This window comes from uncultured Veillonella sp., from assembly GCF_937981445.1.
GTDB lineage: Bacteria > Bacillota > Negativicutes > Veillonellales > Veillonellaceae > Veillonella_A.
Genome location: NZ_CALJON010000036.1, coordinates 21046 through 42762 on the forward strand (window position 1 = coordinate 21046; position 21717 = coordinate 42762).

At 39.5% G+C, this 21717-nt stretch carries 18 protein-coding genes and 1 pseudogene; 1 reads left to right on the forward strand and 18 read right to left on the reverse strand.

The window, feature by feature from the left end; translation table 11 throughout:
* Positions 1-57: 57 nt before the first annotated feature.
* Positions 58-1661: pseudogene (locus tag Q0376_RS06000) on the forward strand (peptide chain release factor 3).
* Positions 1662-1772: 111 nt separating this feature from the next.
* Here Q0376_RS06000 and Q0376_RS06005 read toward each other — a convergent pair.
* The 18 genes from Q0376_RS06005 to Q0376_RS06090 form a co-directional block, all read right to left on the reverse strand.
* Positions 1773-2627, reverse strand: coding sequence for a polysaccharide deacetylase family protein (locus tag Q0376_RS06005; protein WP_298705219.1), 855 nt, complete (start codon positions 2625-2627; stop codon positions 1773-1775).
* Positions 2628-2718: 91 nt separating this feature from the next.
* Positions 2719-3579, reverse strand: a complete 861-nt coding sequence (gene rsmA / locus Q0376_RS06010) for a 16S rRNA (adenine(1518)-N(6)/adenine(1519)-N(6))-dimethyltransferase RsmA (RefSeq protein WP_298705247.1) — start codon at positions 3577-3579, stop codon at positions 2719-2721.
* A gap of 28 nt (positions 3580-3607) precedes the next feature.
* Positions 3608-4138, reverse strand: coding sequence for a ribonuclease M5 (gene rnmV / locus Q0376_RS06015; RefSeq protein ID WP_298705220.1), 531 nt, complete (start codon positions 4136-4138; stop codon positions 3608-3610).
* A 191-nt stretch (positions 4139-4329) separates the two neighbouring features.
* Positions 4330-5337 carry a 3D domain-containing protein gene (locus Q0376_RS06020; protein ID WP_298705222.1) on the reverse strand — a complete coding sequence of 336 codons (1008 nt, stop codon included), beginning with the start codon at positions 5335-5337 and terminating at the stop codon, positions 4330-4332.
* Between the two features lie 494 nt (positions 5338-5831).
* Positions 5832-7949, reverse strand: a complete 2118-nt coding sequence (locus tag Q0376_RS06025; protein WP_298705249.1) for an RNA degradosome polyphosphate kinase — start codon at positions 7947-7949, stop codon at positions 5832-5834.
* A gap of 2 nt (positions 7950-7951) precedes the next feature.
* Positions 7952-9502 (reverse strand): phosphatase, encoded by a 1551-nt coding sequence (locus tag Q0376_RS06030; protein ID WP_298705224.1) that lies wholly within the window; start codon positions 9500-9502, stop codon positions 7952-7954.
* 12 nt (positions 9503-9514) lie between these two features.
* Positions 9515-11053 carry a Ppx/GppA phosphatase family protein gene (locus Q0376_RS06035; RefSeq protein WP_298705226.1) on the reverse strand — a complete coding sequence of 513 codons (1539 nt, stop codon included), beginning with the start codon at positions 11051-11053 and terminating at the stop codon, positions 9515-9517.
* A gap of 376 nt (positions 11054-11429) precedes the next feature.
* On the reverse strand, positions 11430-12200 hold the full coding sequence (locus Q0376_RS06040; protein WP_298705227.1) for a TatD family hydrolase: 771 nt from the start codon (positions 12198-12200) through the stop codon (positions 11430-11432).
* Positions 12200-14248, reverse strand: a complete 2049-nt coding sequence (gene metG, locus Q0376_RS06045; protein ID WP_298705229.1) for a methionine--tRNA ligase — start codon at positions 14246-14248, stop codon at positions 12200-12202. The genes Q0376_RS06040 and metG overlap by 1 nt, the downstream gene beginning before the upstream one ends.
* 125 nt (positions 14249-14373) lie before the next feature.
* Complete coding sequence (rsmI, locus tag Q0376_RS06050) at positions 14374-15270, reverse strand: 16S rRNA (cytidine(1402)-2'-O)-methyltransferase (protein WP_298705231.1); 897 nt, start codon at positions 15268-15270, stop codon at positions 14374-14376.
* Positions 15260-16090, reverse strand: a complete 831-nt coding sequence (locus tag Q0376_RS06055; RefSeq protein ID WP_298705233.1) for a tRNA1(Val) (adenine(37)-N6)-methyltransferase — start codon at positions 16088-16090, stop codon at positions 15260-15262. Before Q0376_RS06055 ends, rsmI begins: the two co-directional genes overlap by 11 nt.
* Positions 16080-16925, reverse strand: a complete 846-nt coding sequence (locus Q0376_RS06060; protein ID WP_298705235.1) for a stage 0 sporulation family protein — start codon at positions 16923-16925, stop codon at positions 16080-16082. The genes Q0376_RS06055 and Q0376_RS06060 overlap by 11 nt, the downstream gene beginning before the upstream one ends.
* On the reverse strand, positions 16922-17965 hold the full coding sequence (locus Q0376_RS06065; protein WP_298705236.1) for a DNA polymerase III subunit delta': 1044 nt from the start codon (positions 17963-17965) through the stop codon (positions 16922-16924). The genes Q0376_RS06060 and Q0376_RS06065 overlap by 4 nt, the downstream gene beginning before the upstream one ends.
* Before the next feature lie 568 nt (positions 17966-18533).
* On the reverse strand, positions 18534-19211 hold the full coding sequence (locus tag Q0376_RS06070) for a thymidylate kinase (protein WP_298705251.1): 678 nt from the start codon (positions 19209-19211) through the stop codon (positions 18534-18536).
* A 25-nt stretch (positions 19212-19236) separates the two neighbouring features.
* The gene (locus tag Q0376_RS06075; RefSeq protein WP_298705239.1) at positions 19237-19746 is read right to left on the reverse strand and encodes an NUDIX domain-containing protein; all 510 of its coding nucleotides are present in this window, start codon (positions 19744-19746) and stop codon (positions 19237-19239) included.
* Positions 19747-19813: 67 nt separating this feature from the next.
* Positions 19814-20011 carry a hypothetical protein gene (locus tag Q0376_RS06080; RefSeq protein ID WP_298705241.1) on the reverse strand — a complete coding sequence of 66 codons (198 nt, stop codon included), beginning with the start codon at positions 20009-20011 and terminating at the stop codon, positions 19814-19816.
* Between the two features lie 238 nt (positions 20012-20249).
* A complete protein-coding gene (gene pth / locus Q0376_RS06085; RefSeq protein WP_298705243.1) occupies positions 20250-20825 on the reverse strand; it encodes an aminoacyl-tRNA hydrolase in 576 nt (191 codons plus the stop codon).
* Between the two features lie 18 nt (positions 20826-20843).
* Positions 20844-21717 (reverse strand): ribose-phosphate pyrophosphokinase (locus tag Q0376_RS06090; RefSeq protein ID WP_298705245.1); only part of this gene is annotated, 874 nt, incomplete at its 5' end.

The following is a 21717-nucleotide window of genomic DNA, read 5'->3' on the forward strand; positions in this document are numbered from 1 at the left end:
CACCGCCTAGGTAGTATATAATTTTAAAGATAGATATTTATAATTTGAGGTGACAACATGACATTTTTAGATGAAGTAAAACGTCGTCGTACGTTTGCTATTATATCTCACCCGGATGCGGGTAAAACAACCTTAACAGAAAAACTCTTGCTATACGGTGGTGCCATTCACTTAGCAGGTTCTGTTAAGTCTCGTAAAACTCAAAAATATGCAGTGTCCGACTGGATGGAAATTGAAAAGCAACGCGGTATTTCCGTTACCAGTTCCGTGCTTCAATTTGACTATGACGGCTGTCGTGTCAATATTCTAGACACCCCTGGTCACCAAGACTTCTCTGAAGATACATATCGTACGCTCATGGCTGCAGACAGTGCGGTCATGCTCATCGACGTGGCTAAAGGTGTGGAAGCACAAACAAAAAAACTCTTTGCTGTTTGTAAAGAGCGTGGTATTCCTATCTTCACTTTTGTCAACAAAATTGACCATTTTGGTCGCAATCCTTTTGATTTGATGGAAGAAATTGAAAACTCCCTTGGCATTCGCGCCGTTCCTATGAACTGGCCTGTAGGGATTAATGGTGAATACCAAGGCATTTATGACCGTGAAACCCATACGGTTGATCTATTTGCCAAAGATGAAACTCATGGTCAAAAGAAATTAGCCTCCACAAAAGAGTCTGTTGATGATCCCGCATTCAGGGAGCTCCTCGGCGAAGAAGTTCATCAATCCCTTATTGATGACATTGAGCTTCTCGATGTCGCAGGCGATGAATTTGATTTTGACAAAGTACGCGCTGGTGAATTAACCCCTATGTTCTTTGGCTCTGCTATGACAAATTTTGGCGTTAAGCCATTTCTAGAAAAATTCTTGGACCTCGCGCCGGCCCCAGCACCTCGCCAAGCTTTAGAGGAAACTGTGGAGGCTACAGGTGAAGACTTCTCTGCCTTCGTATTCAAAATCCAGGCCAATATGAATCCTAATCACCATGATCGCATTGTATTTATGCGCATCTGTTCTGGTAAGTTTGAAAAAGGTATGTCCGTACTACACCGTCAATCCGGCAAATCCATTCGTTTGGCCAGCCACAACAATTCCTGGCTACGGAACGGACCATTATTGATGAGGCCTATCCTGGCGATATAATTGGTGTCTTTGATGCTGGTACTATGGGCGTGGGCGACACACTATGTGCATCGAATCACAAAGTAACATTCAGCGATTTCCCTGTATTCCCACCAGAATTTTTTGCCCGCGTAAGTCCTAAGGATACGATGAAGCGCAAACAATTCCAAAAAGGCATGACTCAATTGGCACAAGAAGGGGCCGTCCAAATTTTTGAACAGCCTCATTCCCTCGATTCTTTCATTGTAGGCGCCGTAGGTATGCTCCAGTTTGAAGTATTACAATATCGCCTTCGCAATGAATATGGTGTAGAACCTATTACAGATTCTCTCCCTTATAGCGTAGCTCGTTGGGTAAAAGGCAATGTAGATATTAAATCCCTAAAGGGTTTAGACAATGCCATGGCTGTAAAAGACAATCGGGATCGCACGGTTATCCTCATCAGCAATGAATGGCAAATGGGCTGGGTTGAAGAACGTAACCCAGACGTAACATTCTTAAAAACACCATCCCTTAACGAACATTTAGAAAACGAATAATTCACAACAAAAAGCCCCAGTGCTCTTAATGCTGTGCGACTTAAGATTAGATTTCATTAATCTAATCTTAAAAGACTCGCAACAGCTCCAGGAACACTGGGGTATTTTTTATTAAAATAAAGGAACAAGATTAGCTAGGCGCGTATAGCCATTATCTCGCAAATTGTCGCGCAAGTTCCAACTCGCCTCAATCAATTCAATATAATGTAATCGCCACGTAAAGCTCGTGTAGGAATTCATGCCTTCAAAAACAGCTACGCGCGGTAGATTATACATATTCTCGCCACGCTTCGCATTACCTGCTTCCACAGTAACGGCCATTTTATAACCAGCTGCTTTAGTAAAATTTTCAATTCTACCATCACTAAAACCACATGGAAAGGCAATATACTCGATAGGATGATGCAATGTAGCCTCTAAAATTTGCTTAGACAAGGTCAATTCCTTCTGCACATCACTATCAGACAATTGACGTAAATCCTTATGCGAATATGTATGAGACTCTACAGTCATCCCCGCTGCTTCTAAGGCTTGTAATTGGTCAGCATTCATAAATCGTGGCTGTCCAATGGAGTCCGCAATCATGAAAAATGTAGCCTTCATGCCATACTTTTGCAGTATGGGCAAGGCATTTTTATAATTATCTTCATAACCATCGTCAAAGGTAATGAGCACGGGCTTATCTGGTAACGCCGTCCCCTGAGATAGATAGGCATTTAATTGGTCCATAGTTATCGTATGGTAGCCATTATTTTTTAAATACGCCATTTGATCATCAAAATCCCAAGTACGCATAGTCAAAGGTGATAATAGGTCATCATTGACTTGGTGATAATTTAGTACTGGCACGCCGCGTATGGCATAGCTTGTAGCCGTTGTCCAGCAAAATGATAAATATGTGCCTATGCAAATAATAAGTCCTAATACGGCACAGGAAAGACCTATAATTATATTTTGTTTCTTCATGAGTTACCTAACTCCAATATGACTCCATTCAAAATGTAATGAATTGACTTTGATACTTGGCTATTATGTCTTTGCCTTTATCACTTTTCCTTTAGCACTTGCCCTTTAATTCACTCCAAGCATTGGCAATATGGGCAAATTCTTGTAAATCAAAGGTTTCACCACGGCGATTGCCATCAATTTGAGCTCGATTTAAAATCGCTTCAATCTCTTCTTTTTTAAGCCCCGTGGTCTTCATTGTATTGCTAAAGGTTTTGCGACGCTGCGCAAAAGCCGCCTTGATAACTCTAAATAAAATGGCCTCATCAGCTACTGATACTGGTGGCTCCTTGCGAAGCTTACAGCGTACTACTGAACTCGTCACCTCAGGTGCTGGTAAAAAGGACTTCGGCAATACATCCAATACAATCTCCGGTTCAGTATAATACTGCACAGCCACTGATAAAGCACCATAGGCTTTTGTTCCTGGTGTAGCTACCATGCGCTGGGCCACTTCTTTTTGCACCATCACAACTAAGCGCTCAATGGGTAATTTCATTTCTAATAATGACATAATAATAGGAGTTGTAATATAGTATGGCAAATTAGCCACTACTTTAAAAGGCTTGTGGTTCATAATCTCAGGAATATTTACTTTTAAAATATCGCCATGAATAATACGCACATTGTCATAACCTTCTAATGTGTGATCTAATACGTCTAACAGACGACGGTCTAATTCTACGGCCGTCACATCAGCACCACTTTGTGCGAGTCCTTGGGTCAATGTACCAATGCCAGGACCTACTTCCAGTACTGGTTCCCCCGGCTCCAATTGGGCGGCTTTAACAATATCGTCCACTACACGGCGAGATATGAGAAAATTCTGCCCTAACTTTTTACTCATGTGAATGCCAAATCGTTTGCAAATATAATGCACCACTTCCGGACTGGCAATAACTGACTCTAATATGCTCAATGCTATCTCCTTTTACTTATAGTTATAACTCCAATATGGCCGCTTCAAATTCATCACGGCTGATGCCATAATGATTTAAGCGATATAAAAATTGCTTACTATTGCCATAGCCAATGCCCAGTAGGGCTCCTAGCTTATCCCGTTGGGCCACACTATTAGGGCGACCTGATAAGCCATGACGAATTATGTCTTGTATGGTAAATTCATTGGACGATTCCATCGTATGCGTATGAAGGCTTTCTAAGGCTTTACGAATAGCCTCAGGAGAGGCTTGTTCTACCCCTAAATCATTATTGGCAATGGCTTCTTCACGGGGAATAAAGGCATGTTGAGCATTAGGAAATCGTTTACTTAAAAACCGGCGAATCCGCTCACCTGCTGTATCAGGATCCGTAAGAATAATGATACCTCTTTTTTCATAGGCATATTGGATTTGCTTTAGCACTGCTTTACGTAGGGTAAATCCTTCTGTCATAATGCAATCCGCTTCCATAGCTTTAGCTATTTGTTGCACATCAGATTTACCTTCTACTACTAATACTTCTTTTAACATAGCCCTATCCTTTCTCTATTACATCCATACTATTTTACCAAATAATAAAGGAGCGGTAAACCATAATAGTTTACCGCTCCTTTATGCATTTAAATTAACGTGGAAATATATGTAAGTGTCGTATCATTACCTACACTTACCTAAATATACTTATATAAATATATTTAGCTAAGCGTAGTAATTCATCCAACTTATTGCAATACATATACTTCTATGGACTGTCTACCAAATTCCATTGCTTCACTATAGGAGTCCATCAGTAAATCAATGCGATGTCCTGAAATGGCGCCCCCTGTATCCGCTGCTATGGCCATGCCATAACCAGGAATGTATAGACGTGTTCCTAATGGAATTACATCAGGATCCACTGCCACTACACCACGTCTTGCTACCATGCCTGTAGCTGTGATGCCTCGACCATCACCATCAGTAGGTAAATACGCGCTCGCTTCCATTGTAAGCACCTCGCGGTAGCGTACTGTGCCTCGAGATGTTTCTACAACTGTTTCTCGAGAGCCCACTTTAATAATAGTCGGTACCATCTGTTTAATTGCCTTCTGATTAAGAAGTTGTCGTTTTATTTCTTTACCATCTTGATAGAAAATTTCTTCTTCTACTGATTCCACGCCAGCAACGCCTTCTTGAACAACTTGTTCTTCGCCCATTGCCATGGTGTCATCACGTTGTCGAATGACCTGTGGTTCTACAGGTCGTTCATAATTTTTTACAGAACGACTGGTTACTCGAGCAATGGCCACTTCACTATTAGCAGTAATGTGTGTATTGCCATCCTCTAATGGTACATAATTAGGTGCCTTATATCCCAACTCATCAGCTAAGCCTTGGGCTGTTGTTTGTACAGTCATAACAGTGTTTGTTTGACCATCAACAGTTACTTTTACAGGAAATGCTCTGACTACAGTTACTACTGTGCCGTTCTCTAACGATGTGGTACTAAGAAGTATAGCATCTTTAGGATTGAGCGAAATCTTGGCATCGCGTAAAATTCCCTCCGCTGAGTTGAGGTGTGTCTTAACAATCTGTGTTTGACCATCAACATTAATAGTCACTGTCTTTTCGTTCCAAGCAAAACCTGAAACACTGACGAACACGACTGCTAAGAGTATCAGAAACAGGAACATGTGACGCTTTGCAAGAGTCACAATATTACTCTTCTGAATTACTAGATATTTTGTCATCTAATCCCTCCTGCTTTGCCATTCTACCACAAGAGGATATATTAAGTCAAACAAACGAACTAGTATAAAGAAACTATCAAGCATTTACCGCCTTCTTCATAATTTTCATAATTTATTTTCTAACGGCCTATGTCTTTTTACAAGAGACACTTTTTTCAGTCGTTTCTTTTTTTCATTATTTTTTCTAACTCATCTCATTCACTTGTTATTCACTTTAGTAATAATAGAGGACATACTGAGTCTACTATCTCAAAAGCTAGTCTCTCACTTACTTAACAGGACCTATGAAAATTATAAAAAAAGAGAGCTAAGAAAAATTCTTCTTAACTCTCTTATAACTTTTTATTTGTTAACCTAGCAATATTTTTGATAAGTCGAAAAACGAGATTAAAACCGCATTAAAATGAAGCAATCCTCTTCAACCATCTTCAATGTCATTTAATATATGTTTTTCAACGAATCGTTAATTTTCGACACTCCATTTAAGATTGCGCTTAGATTTTTTTGTACATTGGTTGCATCTGCTCAATGACTGTAAGCTTTGGCTTTTCACTGGCTTGCTTAGCTACTTTCATTAACAAACTTTGAGCCGAAATAGGATTTTCACGAGCAACAATTTTACGATATGAACCATCAGTATTCATAATATGAGCCTTTTGATTATCCGCTAAATAGATTTTCAAAATCCCCACAATGCGCTCTTTATGGCGTTTTTCTTCAATAGGAATCATCAATTCCACCCGTTCATTCAGATTCCGTGGCATCCAGTCAGCACTAGATAAGAACACTTCATCCTTCCCACCATGACGGAAATAGAATAATCTGTGATGCTCCAAGAAGCGCCCAATAATGGAGCGCACTTGAATCGTATCACTAACGCCCGGAATGCCAGGGCGAAGTGTACAGATGCCGCGCACGATAAGATCGATTTTAACACCTTGGGACGAGGCTTCGTACAGCTTGGCCACCACTTCTTTATCTAATAAAGAGTTCATTTTACCAATAATATAGGCCTCTTCGCCACGTTTAGCACATTCAATTTCTTCATCAATATGAGCTAAAATCTTCTCTCTTAAATTAAGCGGTGCCACAATAAATTTATTCCACATTGGTGGATCAGAATAACCAGAAATAAGGTTAAAGAATGACGATGCGTCTTCACCATATTGATCATTACAAGTAAAAATACCACAGTCTGTATATAGACGAGCTGTTTTACCATTGTAATTGCCTGTAGCCAAATGCACATACCGACGAATGGCATCATCTTCACGGCGTACAACCATAGTAATCTTAGAATGTGTTTTAAGACCTTTTAAACCATATATAACATGACAGCCCGCCTTTTCTAAGCGTCGAGCCATGAGAATATTATTGGCTTCATCAAATCGCGCTTTAACTTCCATGAGCACAGTGACTTGCTTGCCATTATCAGCGGCCTTAATTAAGGACGAGATAATCGGTGAATTACCACTCACGCGATACAAGGTTTGCTTAATGGCTAACACTTGTGGATCTTGCGCTGCCTGTGCTACAAAGTCTTCCACAGCCTTAAAGGTTTCAAATGGATGATGCACAAAAATATCTTCTCTGCGGATGACATCAAATACACTTTCTTCTTCATGACCTACTAAATCAGCTGGTTCACATGGCTCAAATGGAGTGTAACGCAAATGGTCATACCCATCAATGTCGCAGAAGCCAAAATACATACACAAATCTAATGGACCATTTAATTTAAAAGCATCCTGTGGCTTTAACTGCAAGCTATTTAAAATAAACTCCAATAAGCCTTCATCGCCCTCTCCAGCTACTTCTAAGCGGACAGAGGCCCCACGACGACGGCGACGCAACGATTCTTCCATTTCGCGAAGCAAATCCTGTGCTTCTTCTTCATCGATTTCAAGGTCCGCATCACGAGTCACACGGAAGGTCATGCTTTTTAAAATTTCATAGCCCACGAAAAAGGCTTCAGAATAGTACGTAATAATATCTTCTAAGTAAATAAAATAACGTTTTTCTGTATAAGTTGGTACTTCCACAATGCGATTTAGCACTGAAGGAATAGGTAAAATGGCAATCTTAACCTCTTTGTCTTCTTCCGATTCCTCCACGGCACGTTTGATCTGTACCACTGTATTCATCGTCTTATTAGCCAAAAATGGGAATGGATGCCCCGAATCCACCGCTAATGGCGTTACTACAGGATATATAACTTGTTCAAAATACTGGTGAAGCCAATCCAATTGAGTGCTCGTTAGGTCGGCTGGTTTTACGAAGAATATATTTTCTTCTTCTAATTGCTTTAATACATGCTGTAAATACGTATATTGCACGCGCACTAAGCGCTTAGCGGATTCATCAATGGCTTTTAATTGCGCCTTTGCATCCATGTGAGCAGCATCATATTTTACAATGCCATTCTCTTCTTGATGTCTTAAGCCAGCCACGCGAATCATAAAAAATTCGTCTAAATTAGAGCTCGTAATGGCTAGAAAACGTAAGCGTTCTAACAATGGATTGGTTGTATCAATGGATTCTTGTAATACTCTTTGATTAAATTTTAACCAAGATAATTCTCGATTAAAATAATATGTATGGTCTTGGAACATCATTATTTGCCTCCCACTTTGAGTTTTACTTGAAGCCCAAAGATTTCACTAAAATATTCTGTTTCTCGTTCAAATGTCCAGCTTTCTAAAGAAATATCTTGATCCGTATGTGCTTCAATGACGAGTGCTTTCTCCTTATGTTTTATAGATATGCGACTGATTTTATACTTGTGACTTACATCAAGGGCCCGCGCTAAACGCAAGATAGCTACCAATTTAGTAACCCAGATTTTTTGAATTTCTTTCAAATATCTAAAGTTTTCATCATCATTATCTGGTCGACCCTTGTAATGATAATACACAACATTAGCGACTACTTCTTTTTCCTTGTCTGATAAGCCGAATAAATCCGTGCCCATAATAATGTGGTAAGCATGTTCGCTATGATTGCGAAGACTAACAAATTTCCCCACCTCTGCCAAAATAGCCGCAATGCGCATCATAAAGGACATGCGGTCTGTAATGCCATGTTCGACTAAGGCATCACAAAGCTGGAGTGAAAAGCGTTCCACTTCGCGTGCATGATGTTCATCCACTTGAAAGCGTCTCGCAATGGCGCGAGCTAATTGCATATTTTGTTCCCGCATCATATACAAATAATTATTCGGATAGGTTTCCGAGCCATAATACAAAATAACCCCATCTACAAAGCTAGACGAGCTAACTAGCAAACATTGAGGCTGTACCATCTTAAGAAGCTCTTTATAAAGGACAATCGTAGGCATAAGGATATTAGCACGAAACTCTGGTATATGATAGCGATTTACTAATTTCGTAGCTGAAATACCATGGAAGCTTTCCACAAATTCATCAAATTGTTTTGGCAATAAGGACAAGGTTTCTTTGCCCTGTGCCACAAAGCCCATGAGGCCCGCCACTTCCCGCGCTTCATCACCAGATAAGACTAGGTATTTTACATTAAATCGACTCACTTCTTCTTGTACAGGCGATAACATACTGTGCAAATATTCCCCTACAGCATCAGGGAAACTTAAAGAAGACCGTTGATTGCGATTAAAGGATTCCATTACGCGCAATGTGCCGAGATGCACATTCTCTTGGAAGAGCAAAGCACCGCCCTTCCACACAGTAATGCCGACCCCACCAGAGGTAATATCTAAGAATAAAGCCGCATCTTCTGTGTCAGTAAGGCCTTGGCGCATCATATGATAATATAGGCCAAAGTATTTGTAATAAATTTCCTTTGGCATATCCACTACTTCTACTTTAAAACCGGTTTGAATGAATATTTGATCTAAAATACTCAAGCGATTTTCTGCTTCTCTTACAATGGCGGTGGCATATACCTTATATTCAGTAACCCCATATTCTTCCATTAAGCGTTTATAACCTTTTAATAAACGGCATAATTCCTCGATAGTATTAAAGGATAGTCGTTTATTGTGAAATAATTCCTCCCCAAAGGTTACATTTTTCGAAGCATATTCAATGACTTTTACTTCGTCTATTGATGTATATTCAACAATGGTAATGCTCATACTACTTGCGCCTAAATGGATAATACCAAATAAGTGCGATTTACTTTTGCCCATACGATACCCTCCTTATAGGGACTCGTGCCACCTTACTACTAAATTCTTTTTGAAATCTTTTTTACATTGTTTGTTGAGCTTTGAAATCATCACCTCAGCCATAGACATATTATTATTGGCCTTAGTCCATACATTGACTATAATATCTTTCGCCGTAAACTCTGTATTTACAGACACCGCTGCTTGTTCATGGCTTTCGTCAATCGCTTCAGCAATGGCTAATAAAAGAGACACTTGATTCAATATCACTATATCATCGCCTTGTAATAAACGACCATAAGGTGAGTTTTTAATGTATTTATTATTAGATCCATGAGAGCTAGACGCCATAAAACCGCAAATAGCTTGTTCTCGATGAGTTAAGCCATATAAATTGCTATTGGCGATAATATAGGCACTATGACGGGCATGGCTATAATAATTAACTACTTTACCTATATCATGCAAGAGGGCGGTAACGCGCAATAAATCACGCATGCGTTGTGGCCAATTATACTCCTGACTCCATTGATCAAATAAGGCATCACTCAAACGAGCAATATATTTAGAATGAATTAAATCAATCTTGTTCATACCTAAAAGAATATTTTCAGCGGAATGAATTAAAATATTATCCATAATGCCATTAGGATTGAGATAATGTTCGCCATAATATCGATAGAATAAACCATCGCGAAGACCGCAGCCACTCACAATCATAACATCGGAGTCCGTATATAACATGAGTTCACGAACTACAGCCGCACCGGCAATGATAATGTCCGCGCGTTCTTGGGAGAGGCCATTAATTTTCTTGCGTTGTGCCAAAGTCTTAGAACATACTGAATTATAAATCTCTTCTAAACGTGTAAAAGATAATTCATAATTATGAAGCTTTGCAATAGGATAATTATGGGCTCGTTGGTCAATTTTAGCTAAGTTACGAGCTGTACCACCAATGCCAATAAGCGGTAATTTCTTATCCTTAAGCCATTTCTGTTCTTTTAATAAGGCCTGTATATGTGTCAACATGGATTTTAATTCCTTGTCGGACATTTCAGCTCCTTCTTGGTAAAGACCTGTCAAAGTCAAAGCCCCCATAGGTAAGCTAACAGACTCTACAATGGAGCGATTATTGACCAAGGTTACTTCCACGCTGGCACCACCTAAGTCAAAGAGAATAAAATCATCTAAGCCAATTGTATTGACAACGCCTAAAAAGCCCAAATGTGCTTCTTCTAAACCATCAATACACACTAAATTAATACCCGTTTGTTTTTTTACTAATTCAATAAATTCCGCACCATTCGTTGCCAAGCGCACCGCTGCGGTCGCTACGGCAATAATCTCATCACTCTCCATGGCGCTGGCCATATGCGAAAAAGCATTTAAAGTCTTAATGGCCCGATTAATCGCTTCATCCGTAAGGCGATTGTGATCCCACATATTTTCACTTAAACGAATGCTCTCTTTTTGTTGATAAATTAGCTGGTAACTGCCACTATCTTTAATTTCCGTAATAACAAAACGTACGGAGTTTGAGCCCAAATCTATAAATGAAACACGTTTCATGTTAACATCCTCTCATTTAAAATAATATATACTCTAATCTTACATAAAGTATTCTATTATTTCAAGGTAAAAAGCTCTCTTACCTTTATAGTAAAGTCTTGGCTTTTTGTACAGTAAATTTTTAGTAAGTTCTTGTAATATTTTTGTAAATGGTAATAATCAATTATAATAAAAAGCGCATGGTTCTTACGCTTTCATAAGACAGCTTGTTTAGCCACGTGCTGCTCCTATCTTAGCATATAACCATGCGCCTCACGTACTGCTCTTCTACTTAGCGTACCATGCGCTTCATATTCAATTATAAATCGACCTATAAACCTTCACATCTGACCTACACATGAGTCAGTTGGCCATGTTTTACATCAATAGTCCCAATCTACTCAATATGGAAAATTCGTTTGCCATTTTCTAATGCCATAGCTGCAAACTCGTCCACATCCATGCCTTTTAACTTAGCAATTTCTTCTGCCACAAATTGCGTTTTGCTAGGGTCATTGCGGCGCCCTCTAAAAGGTGGTGGCGTTAAGTAAGGCGAATCAGTTTCTATCAAGATGCGATCTAAGGGCACTTCCTTGGCCACTTCCTTTAATTTTGTTGACTTAGGGAATACAACGGGCCCTGCAAAGGAAATGTAATAACCTAATTTAATACATTCTTTAGCCATTTCCCAACTTCCCGAATAGCAATGGAAAATACCAAAATTTCCCTTACCATGTTCTTTTAAAGTGACTAAAATATCACCATGAGCATCGCGGTCATGAATAATAATTGGTAAATTCACTTCACGAGCTAATTCCAATTGATATATGAACTCACGCATCTGTGTTTCTTTATCGGAAAAATCATAGTAATAATCTAAACCAATCTCCCCAATAGCTTTTACCTTTGGATTATGTAAGGCTTGTTCTTTAAAATAGTCATAGTCATCCGCTGTTACATCTTTTGATTCGTGAGGATGCACGCCTACTGCTGCATATACTTGATCATATTTAGCCGCCAAAGCAATGGCCGATTCTGCTGTACCGCGATCTACAGCAGGGCACATAATATACTCTACGCCAGCATCAACGCAAAGCTGTAACATCTCTTCGCGATCATTATCAAAGCGTCCATCATTAATATGGGCGTGCGTGTCAAATAAACGCATTATTTCACCAAACTTCCTGGAATTAATGATTGAATTTGAGTCACTTCTAAATTATCGGCAAAATCAAAGGCAGATAAAATCATGCCATACGATTCTATGCCCATCAATTTTTTAGGTGCTAAATTAGCTAGGTAAATTACTTTTTTGCCAATCATCTCTTCTGGCTCATAATACTGAGAAATACCACTTACTACAGTGCGTTCTTCTACACCTACATTGAGGACAAATTTTAATAATTTTTTAGATTTCTTAACTTTTTCACAAGAAATAACTTCTGCTACACGAAGGTCAAGACGAGCAAAATCATCATACTCAATATTTTCTTTAATCGGTGGAATCTCTTGTTCAGCACCTGCCTTATTGTCTGCTCCTTGACCTTCGGCAGTAGGAGATTCACCAGTAGTGGCACTAGCGCCTTTACCTGCGACTGCAGATGCATCAGCTGGTTTAGCACCTTCTTTTGCAGTATCTGCTTGCGGTGCTTCAATCATTTCAGGCATATCAAAGCGAGGGTAAATGGGAGCCCCTTTAACTACCTTAGTGCCATCATGAAGACCGCCCCAAGTGCGTACATCATCGAGTTTTGCCTCAGCAAAGCCACTGATGCCCAATTGCTCCCAAATCTTAGGAGCCCCTGTTGGAATCACTGGGGCAACTAATACAGCAATGATGCGAAGGGCTTCAGCTAAATGGTACATAACCGCCTGTAAACGTGCTTCATCACCGGCTTGTTGCTTCTTAGCCAAAATCCATGGCATCGTTTCATCAATATATTTATTGGTGCGACCAATAAATTGCCATACTGCTTTTAATGCTTTATTGAGCTCATAGCTTTCCATATACGTTTCATAGTCTTTCACAGTTTGTTCTGCGAGCTTAACTAAATCAGTGTCATATGGACCTTCAGAAGCTGTTTTCGTAATAATGCCACCATGATATTTTTCAATCATTGCAATGGTGCGGTTCAATAAATTACCTAGGTCATTAGCCAAGTCAGAATTGACACGTTGCACAAAATTAGGCAAAGTGAAATTGCCATCATTGCCCAAGTGAATTTCACTTAATAAGTAATAACGAAGCGCATCAGAGCCATACGTTTCAATCAATGGAATTGGGTCAATTACATTGCCTAAGGATTTACTCATCTTAGTGCCATCTACAATTAACCAGCCATGACCAAATACCTTCTTAGGTAATGGCAAGCCTAGGCTCATGAGCATAATAGGCCAAATAATTGTATGGAAACGCACGATTTCCTTGCCCACTAAATGTAAATCAGCAGGCCAGAAGCGTTCATATAAACTCTTGTCATCATCCAGTGGCCCTAGAGCACTAATATAATTTACAAGTGCATCAAACCATACATACACAACATGCTCTTTATCAAATGGCACCTGAATGCCCCAGTCAAAGCTTGTACGGGACACACAAAGATCTTCAAGGCCTTGCTTTACGAACTGAATCATTTCATTACGGCGTGATTCTGGTTGAATAAAATCAGGATTCTCTTCAATGAATTGTAACCAACGATCAGCATATTTACTCATCTTGAAGAAATAGGCATCTTCTTCAATGCGTTCTACAGGGCGACCACAATCTGGGCACGTGTGATTAGGACCTAGTTTCTGCTCAGTCCAGAAAGATTCATCTGGTGTGCAGTACCAGCCGGTATATTTCCCCTTATAAATGTCGCCATTATCATAAGCTTTTTGGAATAAGTCCTGTACGACCTTTTCATGACGCTTATCAGTAGTACGAATAAAATCATCATTAGAGATATTCATAATCTCCCACAAATGTTTAAAGCCATCTACGATTTTAGTTGTATATTCTAATGGTGTAATTCCCATGTCCTTAGCAATGCGTTCAATTTTTTGACCATGTTCATCAGAACCAGTCAAAAATCGTACATCATAGCCAGCACGGCGTTTAAAGCGCGCAATTGTATCAGCAATGGCTGTACAATAGGTATGACCAATGTGCAATTTAGCACTTGGATAATAAATTGGTGTTGTAATATAGTAAGACTTTCTCTTAGTGTCTGTCATTCATATTCCTCCTCCATAACACCATACTATGTATATATTGTATAATGTATCACTTTGTTTCTACAGAAACTACCTAAGCTGAAGCGATTCACCTAATTTTTATACAAATTAAGTCCTCTACAGAATTAAAGTAATTCCTCTACAGCATTATATACCAAACGGCGCGAAACACCTAATTTTTTAGCTATTTCGCGGATTGCTTCTTTTTTATGTACGCCCTGTTCCATTAATTGTCCTACAAGCTGAGCATAGTCATTAGGCGTTGCTCCATGAGTCACGCCTAGAGTTATACCCACCTCAGCCTCCAAGGCGCCATGAATCGCCGCATCATAGCCGCCCACTAATAATACGAATTCGCCTTTTTGCGTTATAAGACTTTCAAAATCACGAGTTACCGTTTCTAAATCAGTGCGCACAAATTCCTCAAAACGCTTTGTAAGCTCTCGCGCTAATACCAACGAACGATTGCCTAATCCTTCGTATAAAGCTCGTAAGGTACTCTCTAAGCGATGAGGAGCCTCATAAAAAATGAGCGTCCCTTCATAGCCTCTAATGCGCTGCAATACTTCGTTTTGATGGGCACTTTTTTTAGGCAAAAATCCAATAAAGGTAAACTCTCTAGCTGGTAAACCCGATGCAATTAAAGCAGTCAGTGCCGCATTAGGCCCTGGCAAAGGAACAACTGGCACTTGCGCCTCAATAGCTAGTTCCACAAGCTCCGCCCCAGGGTCTGAAATGGCGGGCATCCCCGCATCACTCACAAGGGCTACATCATTACCTTGTAATAATTCCCCTACAAGCTGAGGGCCTTTGACGAGTTTATTATGTTCATGATAGGAAATAAGAGGCCTATTAATGCCTAAATGCTTCAACAATACGCCTGTATGACGTGTATCTTCTGCAGCGATAAGAGCTGCCTCTTGTAAAATGCGCACCGCCCGATATGTAATATCTTCTAAATTGCCTATAGGTGTTGGTACTAAATACAAAGTACCTATATCCTTTGTTATATTATTTGCCATACCAAGTACGCACCTCCTCACTATACACATTAAGATCTTCATAAATATATAAAGGTGGCATAGTCTGTAAGCCCCCTCGACCACCTTTACGGGCTTCAATGAGAACTAATTTTGCATCTCGGTGTGAAAAACTATGTACAAAGCGCAGGCGCTTAGGCGTCAATTTTGCCGTCTCTAATGCCATAAGAGCCTTCATAAGTCGCTCCGCACCATATATCATGCAAAACATACCACCAAATTTCACTAAACGACTGGCTGCTTGCGCTACTTCCTCTATAGTAGTATGACTCTCATGAAGAGCCACTTGCCGATCCTTTGACATTGGTGCCTTACCATGTTCTACATCAAAATAGGGTGGATTTGCTACGATACAATCAAAGGCTCCATTATATGTGGTCATAGGTAATTGACAATAATCACCTTGCACAATCGTAATGGAGTCCTCTTTTTTATTAAGTCGTCTATTGCGCTCCGCTAAATCTGCCGTAATGGGATTGAGCTCAAAGCCCACCACTTGTTTGGCCCCCCGTGCCGTTAAAATCAAAGGCAACACGCCCGTACCAGTGCCTAAATCAGCATAAGTAAAACGCTGTTTAATAGGTACAAAATGGGCCAATATGACGGCATCGATGGAAAAACAAAATTGATCAGTTCGCTGCCAAAGTTTCATGTCATCTAGAATTAAATTATCTAAACGCTCTAAGGGGTGCTGAGGCAAGAAAGGCTCAGAATCAATAGTGTTATCTTTAGCAGAATCAATAGTGTTATCTTTACCAAAATCAATAGTGTTATCTTTAGCAGAAACCTCTTTAGTCTTCATCAGGTAATACAATCTCCGACCATGGTAAATCAATAGTACGCCCTTCATCAAGCTGTACTTTTACCATTTTCTTATTACGATTAATTTTTAATACCTTGCCAAGACCTTCATCCGTAACAACTTCACGGCCAATTCCTGGTGGTTCTACCACAATAGGTGCCGCTTTTTCTTTTTGTACATATAAATCGCCGCCCTTAGTGTATAAATCATTTTCATAATTTAAGCAACACATAAGGCGTCCACATACGCCGGAAATTTTAGTTGGATTTAAACTTAAATTTTGGTCCTTTGCCATGCGAATGGATACAGGTGAAAAATCACCTAAAAATGTGGCACAGCATAAAGGTCGGCCACAGGCACCAATACCATTTAAAATCTTAGCCTCATCGCGCACACCCACTTGTCTAAGTTCGATACGCGTACGGAATACAGTGGCTAAGTCTTTAACTAAATCTCTAAAATCAATGCGTCCATCAGCGGTAAAGAAAAAAATAATTTTATTCATATCAAATGTATATTCCACATTGATAAGCTTCATAGGTAATTTGCGATTGGCAATTTTTTCTAAGCAAATATCAAAGGCTTTTTCTTCCCTCTGCTTATTTTTCTCTACTTGCTTATAATCCTTTGGCGTAGCCTTGCGAATTACGCTTTTTAAAGGTTGCACTACAGAGTCTTCTTCCACTTGACGTGGGGCAATCACAACATCGCCAAACTCAAGGCCGCGCGCTGTTTCAACAATAACGCCGTCCCCTAACTCAAGGGTAGCGCCGCCAGGGGCAAAATAATATATTTTACCAGCTTTTTTAAAACGAATACCGACTATGGTAATCACTGGGTATCCTCCTTTATAATTTGTCTTAGTGCAATTAATACACCATCCATAACTAAATTAGCTTTTATATATAAACGAAGTGCCTCTTCTGCATTGAGGGTCTCACTTTGCACCTTTAATAGGGCACGAGCACTCCACTTCGGCAATAAACGCAACATGCGCTCTTTAAATAGTACACATTGCAATACATCATCACCACTGCCAAACCGCAGCGCCATCATATCGCGACTAAGTAGTCGCATCCAACTCATGAGCTCTTTTAATTCATCACGAGTAAGCTGTTCTGTTAAAAAGGATCCTTTAGAGAAAAACAAAGGCTCTGGCAATAGTTCTAATAAGTCCATAGCCAGATGTAACAAAGGCACCGTACTTTCTGTTGCAAATTGTCGCACCATTTTAGGATTTCCCTGTCCCGCCCCTAAGGCTAGACTTAAATCTCCCGTGATACCCTCTTTGCGCAGTGCCGCTTCAATGACGGCATCTTCCACAGGACCAAAAGAAAGGCTCATACACCGCGATAAAATCGTAGGCAATACATTGGCAATCTGATTGGTAATAATAATAAAATATGTATTCCGTGGTGGTTCTTCTATAGTCTTCAACATAGCATTAGCCATAACAGCATTGGCCGTTTGAAAATCCTCTACAATAACCACTCGATTGTTATCACTGACTTTATTTAAATATTCGCTAAGTAATTCATACCATTGCTCAACTTTTAGACTCGCCTTCATAGGGCGTAACCAAAACGCATCGCCCTTGTCCATATAAATGGGTAAGCCTTGCGCTTCACTGGCCTTTTCGGACTCGCCATCCATCATACGCGCCTGCTTTACAGCATCTAAATAAGTCTGACCATTGTCAGGCGAAAACACAGGCCGTCCAATCAATAATGATGCTAGGCCTATAGCAACTTGTAATTTGCCTAAACCAGATTCACCATAAAAAAGCAAGCTATGAGGTAAGGTTTGCCGTTTTACTAGGTCACTTACATGGGCAATAATATCTTGTTGTCCTATGACTTGTTCAAAATACGACATATCCCTCTCCTATTATAAAATAATGCAGTATAACATAATTATTATACGGCATATAGCGGTTCTATGTCTAATAATTGTCGGACTTTTGTAAGACTGTTGTCTAATGACTGTTATTTTTTTTGTCTAATGATTATTCACCGTTTGTCTGACAATTATTCACCGTTTGTCTGACGATTATTAACTATTTGCCTGACACAGCATAACCGTATGTCTGACGATTATTCACCATTTGCCTGATTTTATTCACCGTTTGTCTCACGATTGTTACTCTTTTACTTCATAAGTAGTAAGCTTGTCTCTGAGGACAATTAAATTTTATCTAGCGATAGCTTTATTAATATCAAATTCTTTGTACGCCTAGGGTCATACTCGTAAGATGCTCATTACTATATAAAAATAAGGCAGTTGTAGCCTCCCATATCTTTGTAGAAACTACAAGCGCCTTATATAACTCTGTACTTTGTTTAGTCAAAATATGATTCTTGATTTATTGGGTAAAAATATGCTTCTTAATCTATTTTGATAAAATATACCTCTTACTTTATTTTGCCAAAATATGCCTCTTAATTTATTTTGTTAAAAGGGGTTTTATAGCCTCATACACATCTTCGTGAATGCTAGCTATAGAGCGTAACTGTCCGTCATCATCAACACATGATACACGCTTCCAATCATAGGCCTTAACTAACTCATCATAGGCTGCATGCACACGATGCAAATATTCATGGTCATGTTCGTGAATATCCCCCGTTGCACCTCCTGTTTTATGTGCTCGCTCCTTCATCAAAGCTTCGCTTGTGCGCAAGGGCATATCCAATAAGCAAACACAGTCTGGACGAGGTAAACCAAATTTTTCAAACTCTAAATCTTCTAGCCATTTTAAGAAATCTTGGCGCCCTTCTTGATCATCATATTTTACCATTTGATGGATCATATTAGAGGTTGTATACCGATCAGCTAATATAATGCCCCCTTCTTGGTAAAATGCTTCCCAGTCCATCCGATAAGACGCAAAGCGATCTACAGCATATAAAGTACTAGCTACAAAAGGATTCACATCTGATGGCTGTTTACCAAAATCACCAGCTAAATACATTTTTACGGGCATAGCAGCAGGGCTGTCATAATTTGGAAAACTCACTGTTCGCACCTTATATCCTTCATGTAAAAGGCGCGCTTCCAAAGCCTTTGTTTGGGTCGCTTTACCACTACCATCGCCGCCTTCAATAATAATTAATGTTCCCATCATAGCTCCTTATTAACTTTAACTACTACGCCTTAAAAGTATCTACAAAGTAATGACGTAATTCCTGCCCTTTTTCACTAGACTCTTGAATATTTTCTAAAGCCTTACGCAAAGAATCTTGTAGGCGATATTTATAAAATTCGCTCGGTTTCACCCACGCAAAATCAGTATGCTCATCTGAAAGCACTACTTCTTTACTTTTAGCCTTAGCTATAAAGATTAGGCCTGTCAAAAACTGTAACTTACTGCGCTTATATGACCAAAGGCCAGCTACATCTAATATTTCTACAGTAAGTCCCGTTTCTTCTCGTACTTCCCGAAGGGCTGCATCCTGTAAATCTTCCCCAAATTCTAGGCCGCCACCAGGAAACTCCCAAGGTCTTAACCCTTCTCGGTCTTTCTTTTGTAATAATAATATATCACCATCACAAAATACCATACATTTTACGGACATCCCCATACGTTCCGTTGGGTAACGCCGATTCGTAAGTGTTCGTGTTTTTCTTTGCTTATTATTAGATGATCTTGCGAACATGAAGGCCTCCCTCTCTATAAAAAAAGAGACTATACTCCGTATAGTCTCTTTGTAGTTCTACACTCGCTTATTTACTATAAGCAGCCGCAAATTGCGTGCCAAGTGTTACATATTTTTCCATTTGACTGATAACATGACGTAGCTGTTTGCCACTTAATGTTGTCAATTGTTTGCCGCCAGCGGCATTATTAATAATGTGAGAAATCTCGAAACCACTATATCCCAGCACCGATAAGCGGTTCGATAAACTTTTAATCTTGTTCATAATCGAACCTCCTTGTAATTAAATAACTACAGTGGTTGGGTCAAACCTACTGTCAAAAAGTGGTTGGGTTATTACCACCTACCCTTTTCGATTGTAGAGACTCAAGTTCAGATTATGACATTTTGGGCTTATAAGTTCATCCTCCTCAGCATTTACTCTAACAATCTAATACGGATAATAGAGTAATTATAACAAAGTTGAGATTTCTTGTCAATAACTTTATGGCCAATGTATAAACTTAGCGTGGACGACGTTTAGGATTATATAAATTCATTCCTCGATCAATCCCCACTTCTAAGGTTCCTACAATAGCGTTAGCCATAGACTTAATACCTGATTCCACTTTATCTTGCTGATCTTCAGGAAATGGTGTAAGCACATGGTCAATAACAGTCCATTGTGGTAAAGGTCGTCCTATACCAAAACGAAAATGAGGAAACTCATTTGTTCCCATATGAGCTATTAAGGATTTTATACCATTATGCCCACCAGCACTACCATTCGGACGAATACGAATCTTCCCTACTGGCAAATCCATATCATCATATACGCAATACACATCGTCTGGCGCTACTTTGTAATAACGCATTAAAGGACCTACAGATTCACCACTATTGTTCATAAATGTCTGCGGCTTTACAAGCAAGACTTTTTCACCAGCAACTTGAATCGTTGTAATTAGGGCTTTAAAATCTTCTTTCCATGGTGTATGTGTATGTGCCTCAGCAATGGCATCTATGACCATAAAGCCAATATTGTGTTTTGTTACTTCATATTCTTTCCCTGGATTACCAAGGCCTACAACAATTTTCACAGATTCCTACCTAATAATTTATTTGTCAAATAAATTACTTACCGATACTTCATGAAAAATACGCATAATGGCTTCGCCCAATAATGGAGCTACGGATAAAGACGTAATATTAGGCAATTTATGCTCTTCTGGTAAGCTAATTGTATTTGTAATAATTAATTCTTTAATATTAGAATTAGCAATGCGTTCACAAGCAGGGTCAGTTAATACTGCATGAGTTACGCAAGCCATAACAGATTTAGCACCAAATTCTTTTAATGCTTTAGCCCCTTCCACTAAAGAACCAGCTGTATCAACAATGTCATCGATAATAATGCAGTTTTTACCTTCTACATTACCGATCAAATTCATTACTTTAGCCACACCTGGTTGAGGGCGTTTCTTTTCAATAATAGCAATAGGTGCACCAATGCGGTCTGCTAAATCGCGTGCACGAGTTACACCACCAAGGTCTGGTGATACAACGATCAAATCTTCCATTTTCTTTTCATTAATGTATTTAGCGATAATAGAGGCACCAAATAAATGGTCCACTGGCACATTAAAGAAACCTTGAATTTGACCTGCATGCAAGTCTACAGTTACTAAGCGAGTAATACCTGCAGTTTGCATTAAATCAGCCACTAATTTAGCTGTAATAGGCTCACGACCACGAGTTTTGCGGTCTTGACGCGCATAGCCATAGTAAGGTACTACAGCTGTAATATGACGTGCAGAAGCACGTTTTAGTGCATCAGCCATAACCAACAATTCAACTAAATTGTCGTTAACGGGATAGCTAGTAGGTTGTACGATAAATACATCCTTCCCACGCACACTTTCATCAATCATAATCTGTACTTCGCCATTGTTAAAGCGTCCTACAAATGCTTCGCCTAAAGGTAAGCCTAAG

Excerpts from the sequence above, each read along its gene's own strand:
- Q0376_RS06005 (WP_298705219.1), bottom strand. The coding sequence starts at position 2,627 with ATGAAGAAACAAAATATAATTATAGGTCTTTCCTGTGCCGTATTAGGA.
- rnmV (WP_298705220.1), bottom strand. The coding sequence starts at position 4,138 with ATGTTAAAAGAAGTATTAGTAGTAGAAGGTAAATCTGATGTGCAACAA.
- Q0376_RS06020 (WP_298705222.1), bottom strand. The coding sequence starts at position 5,337 with ATGACAAAATATCTAGTAATTCAGAAGAGTAATATTGTGACTCTTGCA.
- Q0376_RS06025 (WP_298705249.1), bottom strand. The coding sequence starts at position 7,949 with ATGTTCCAAGACCATACATATTATTTTAATCGAGAATTATCTTGGTTA.
- Q0376_RS06030 (WP_298705224.1), bottom strand. The coding sequence starts at position 9,502 with ATGGGCAAAAGTAAATCGCACTTATTTGGTATTATCCATTTAGGCGCA.
- Q0376_RS06035 (WP_298705226.1), bottom strand. The coding sequence starts at position 11,053 with ATGAAACGTGTTTCATTTATAGATTTGGGCTCAAACTCCGTACGTTTT.
- Q0376_RS06040 (WP_298705227.1), bottom strand. The coding sequence starts at position 12,200 with ATGCGTTTATTTGACACGCACGCCCATATTAATGATGGACGCTTTGAT.
- metG (WP_298705229.1), bottom strand. The coding sequence starts at position 14,248 with ATGACAGACACTAAGAGAAAGTCTTACTATATTACAACACCAATTTAT.
- rsmI (WP_298705231.1), bottom strand. The coding sequence starts at position 15,270 with ATGGCAAATAATATAACAAAGGATATAGGTACTTTGTATTTAGTACCA.
- Q0376_RS06055 (WP_298705233.1), bottom strand. The coding sequence starts at position 16,090 with ATGAAGACTAAAGAGGTTTCTGCTAAAGATAACACTATTGATTTTGGT.
- Q0376_RS06065 (WP_298705236.1), bottom strand. The coding sequence starts at position 17,965 with ATGTCGTATTTTGAACAAGTCATAGGACAACAAGATATTATTGCCCAT.
- Q0376_RS06070 (WP_298705251.1), bottom strand. The coding sequence starts at position 19,211 with ATGGGAACATTAATTATTATTGAAGGCGGCGATGGTAGTGGTAAAGCG.
- Q0376_RS06075 (WP_298705239.1), bottom strand. The coding sequence starts at position 19,746 with ATGTTCGCAAGATCATCTAATAATAAGCAAAGAAAAACACGAACACTT.
- Q0376_RS06080 (WP_298705241.1), bottom strand. The coding sequence starts at position 20,011 with ATGAACAAGATTAAAAGTTTATCGAACCGCTTATCGGTGCTGGGATAT.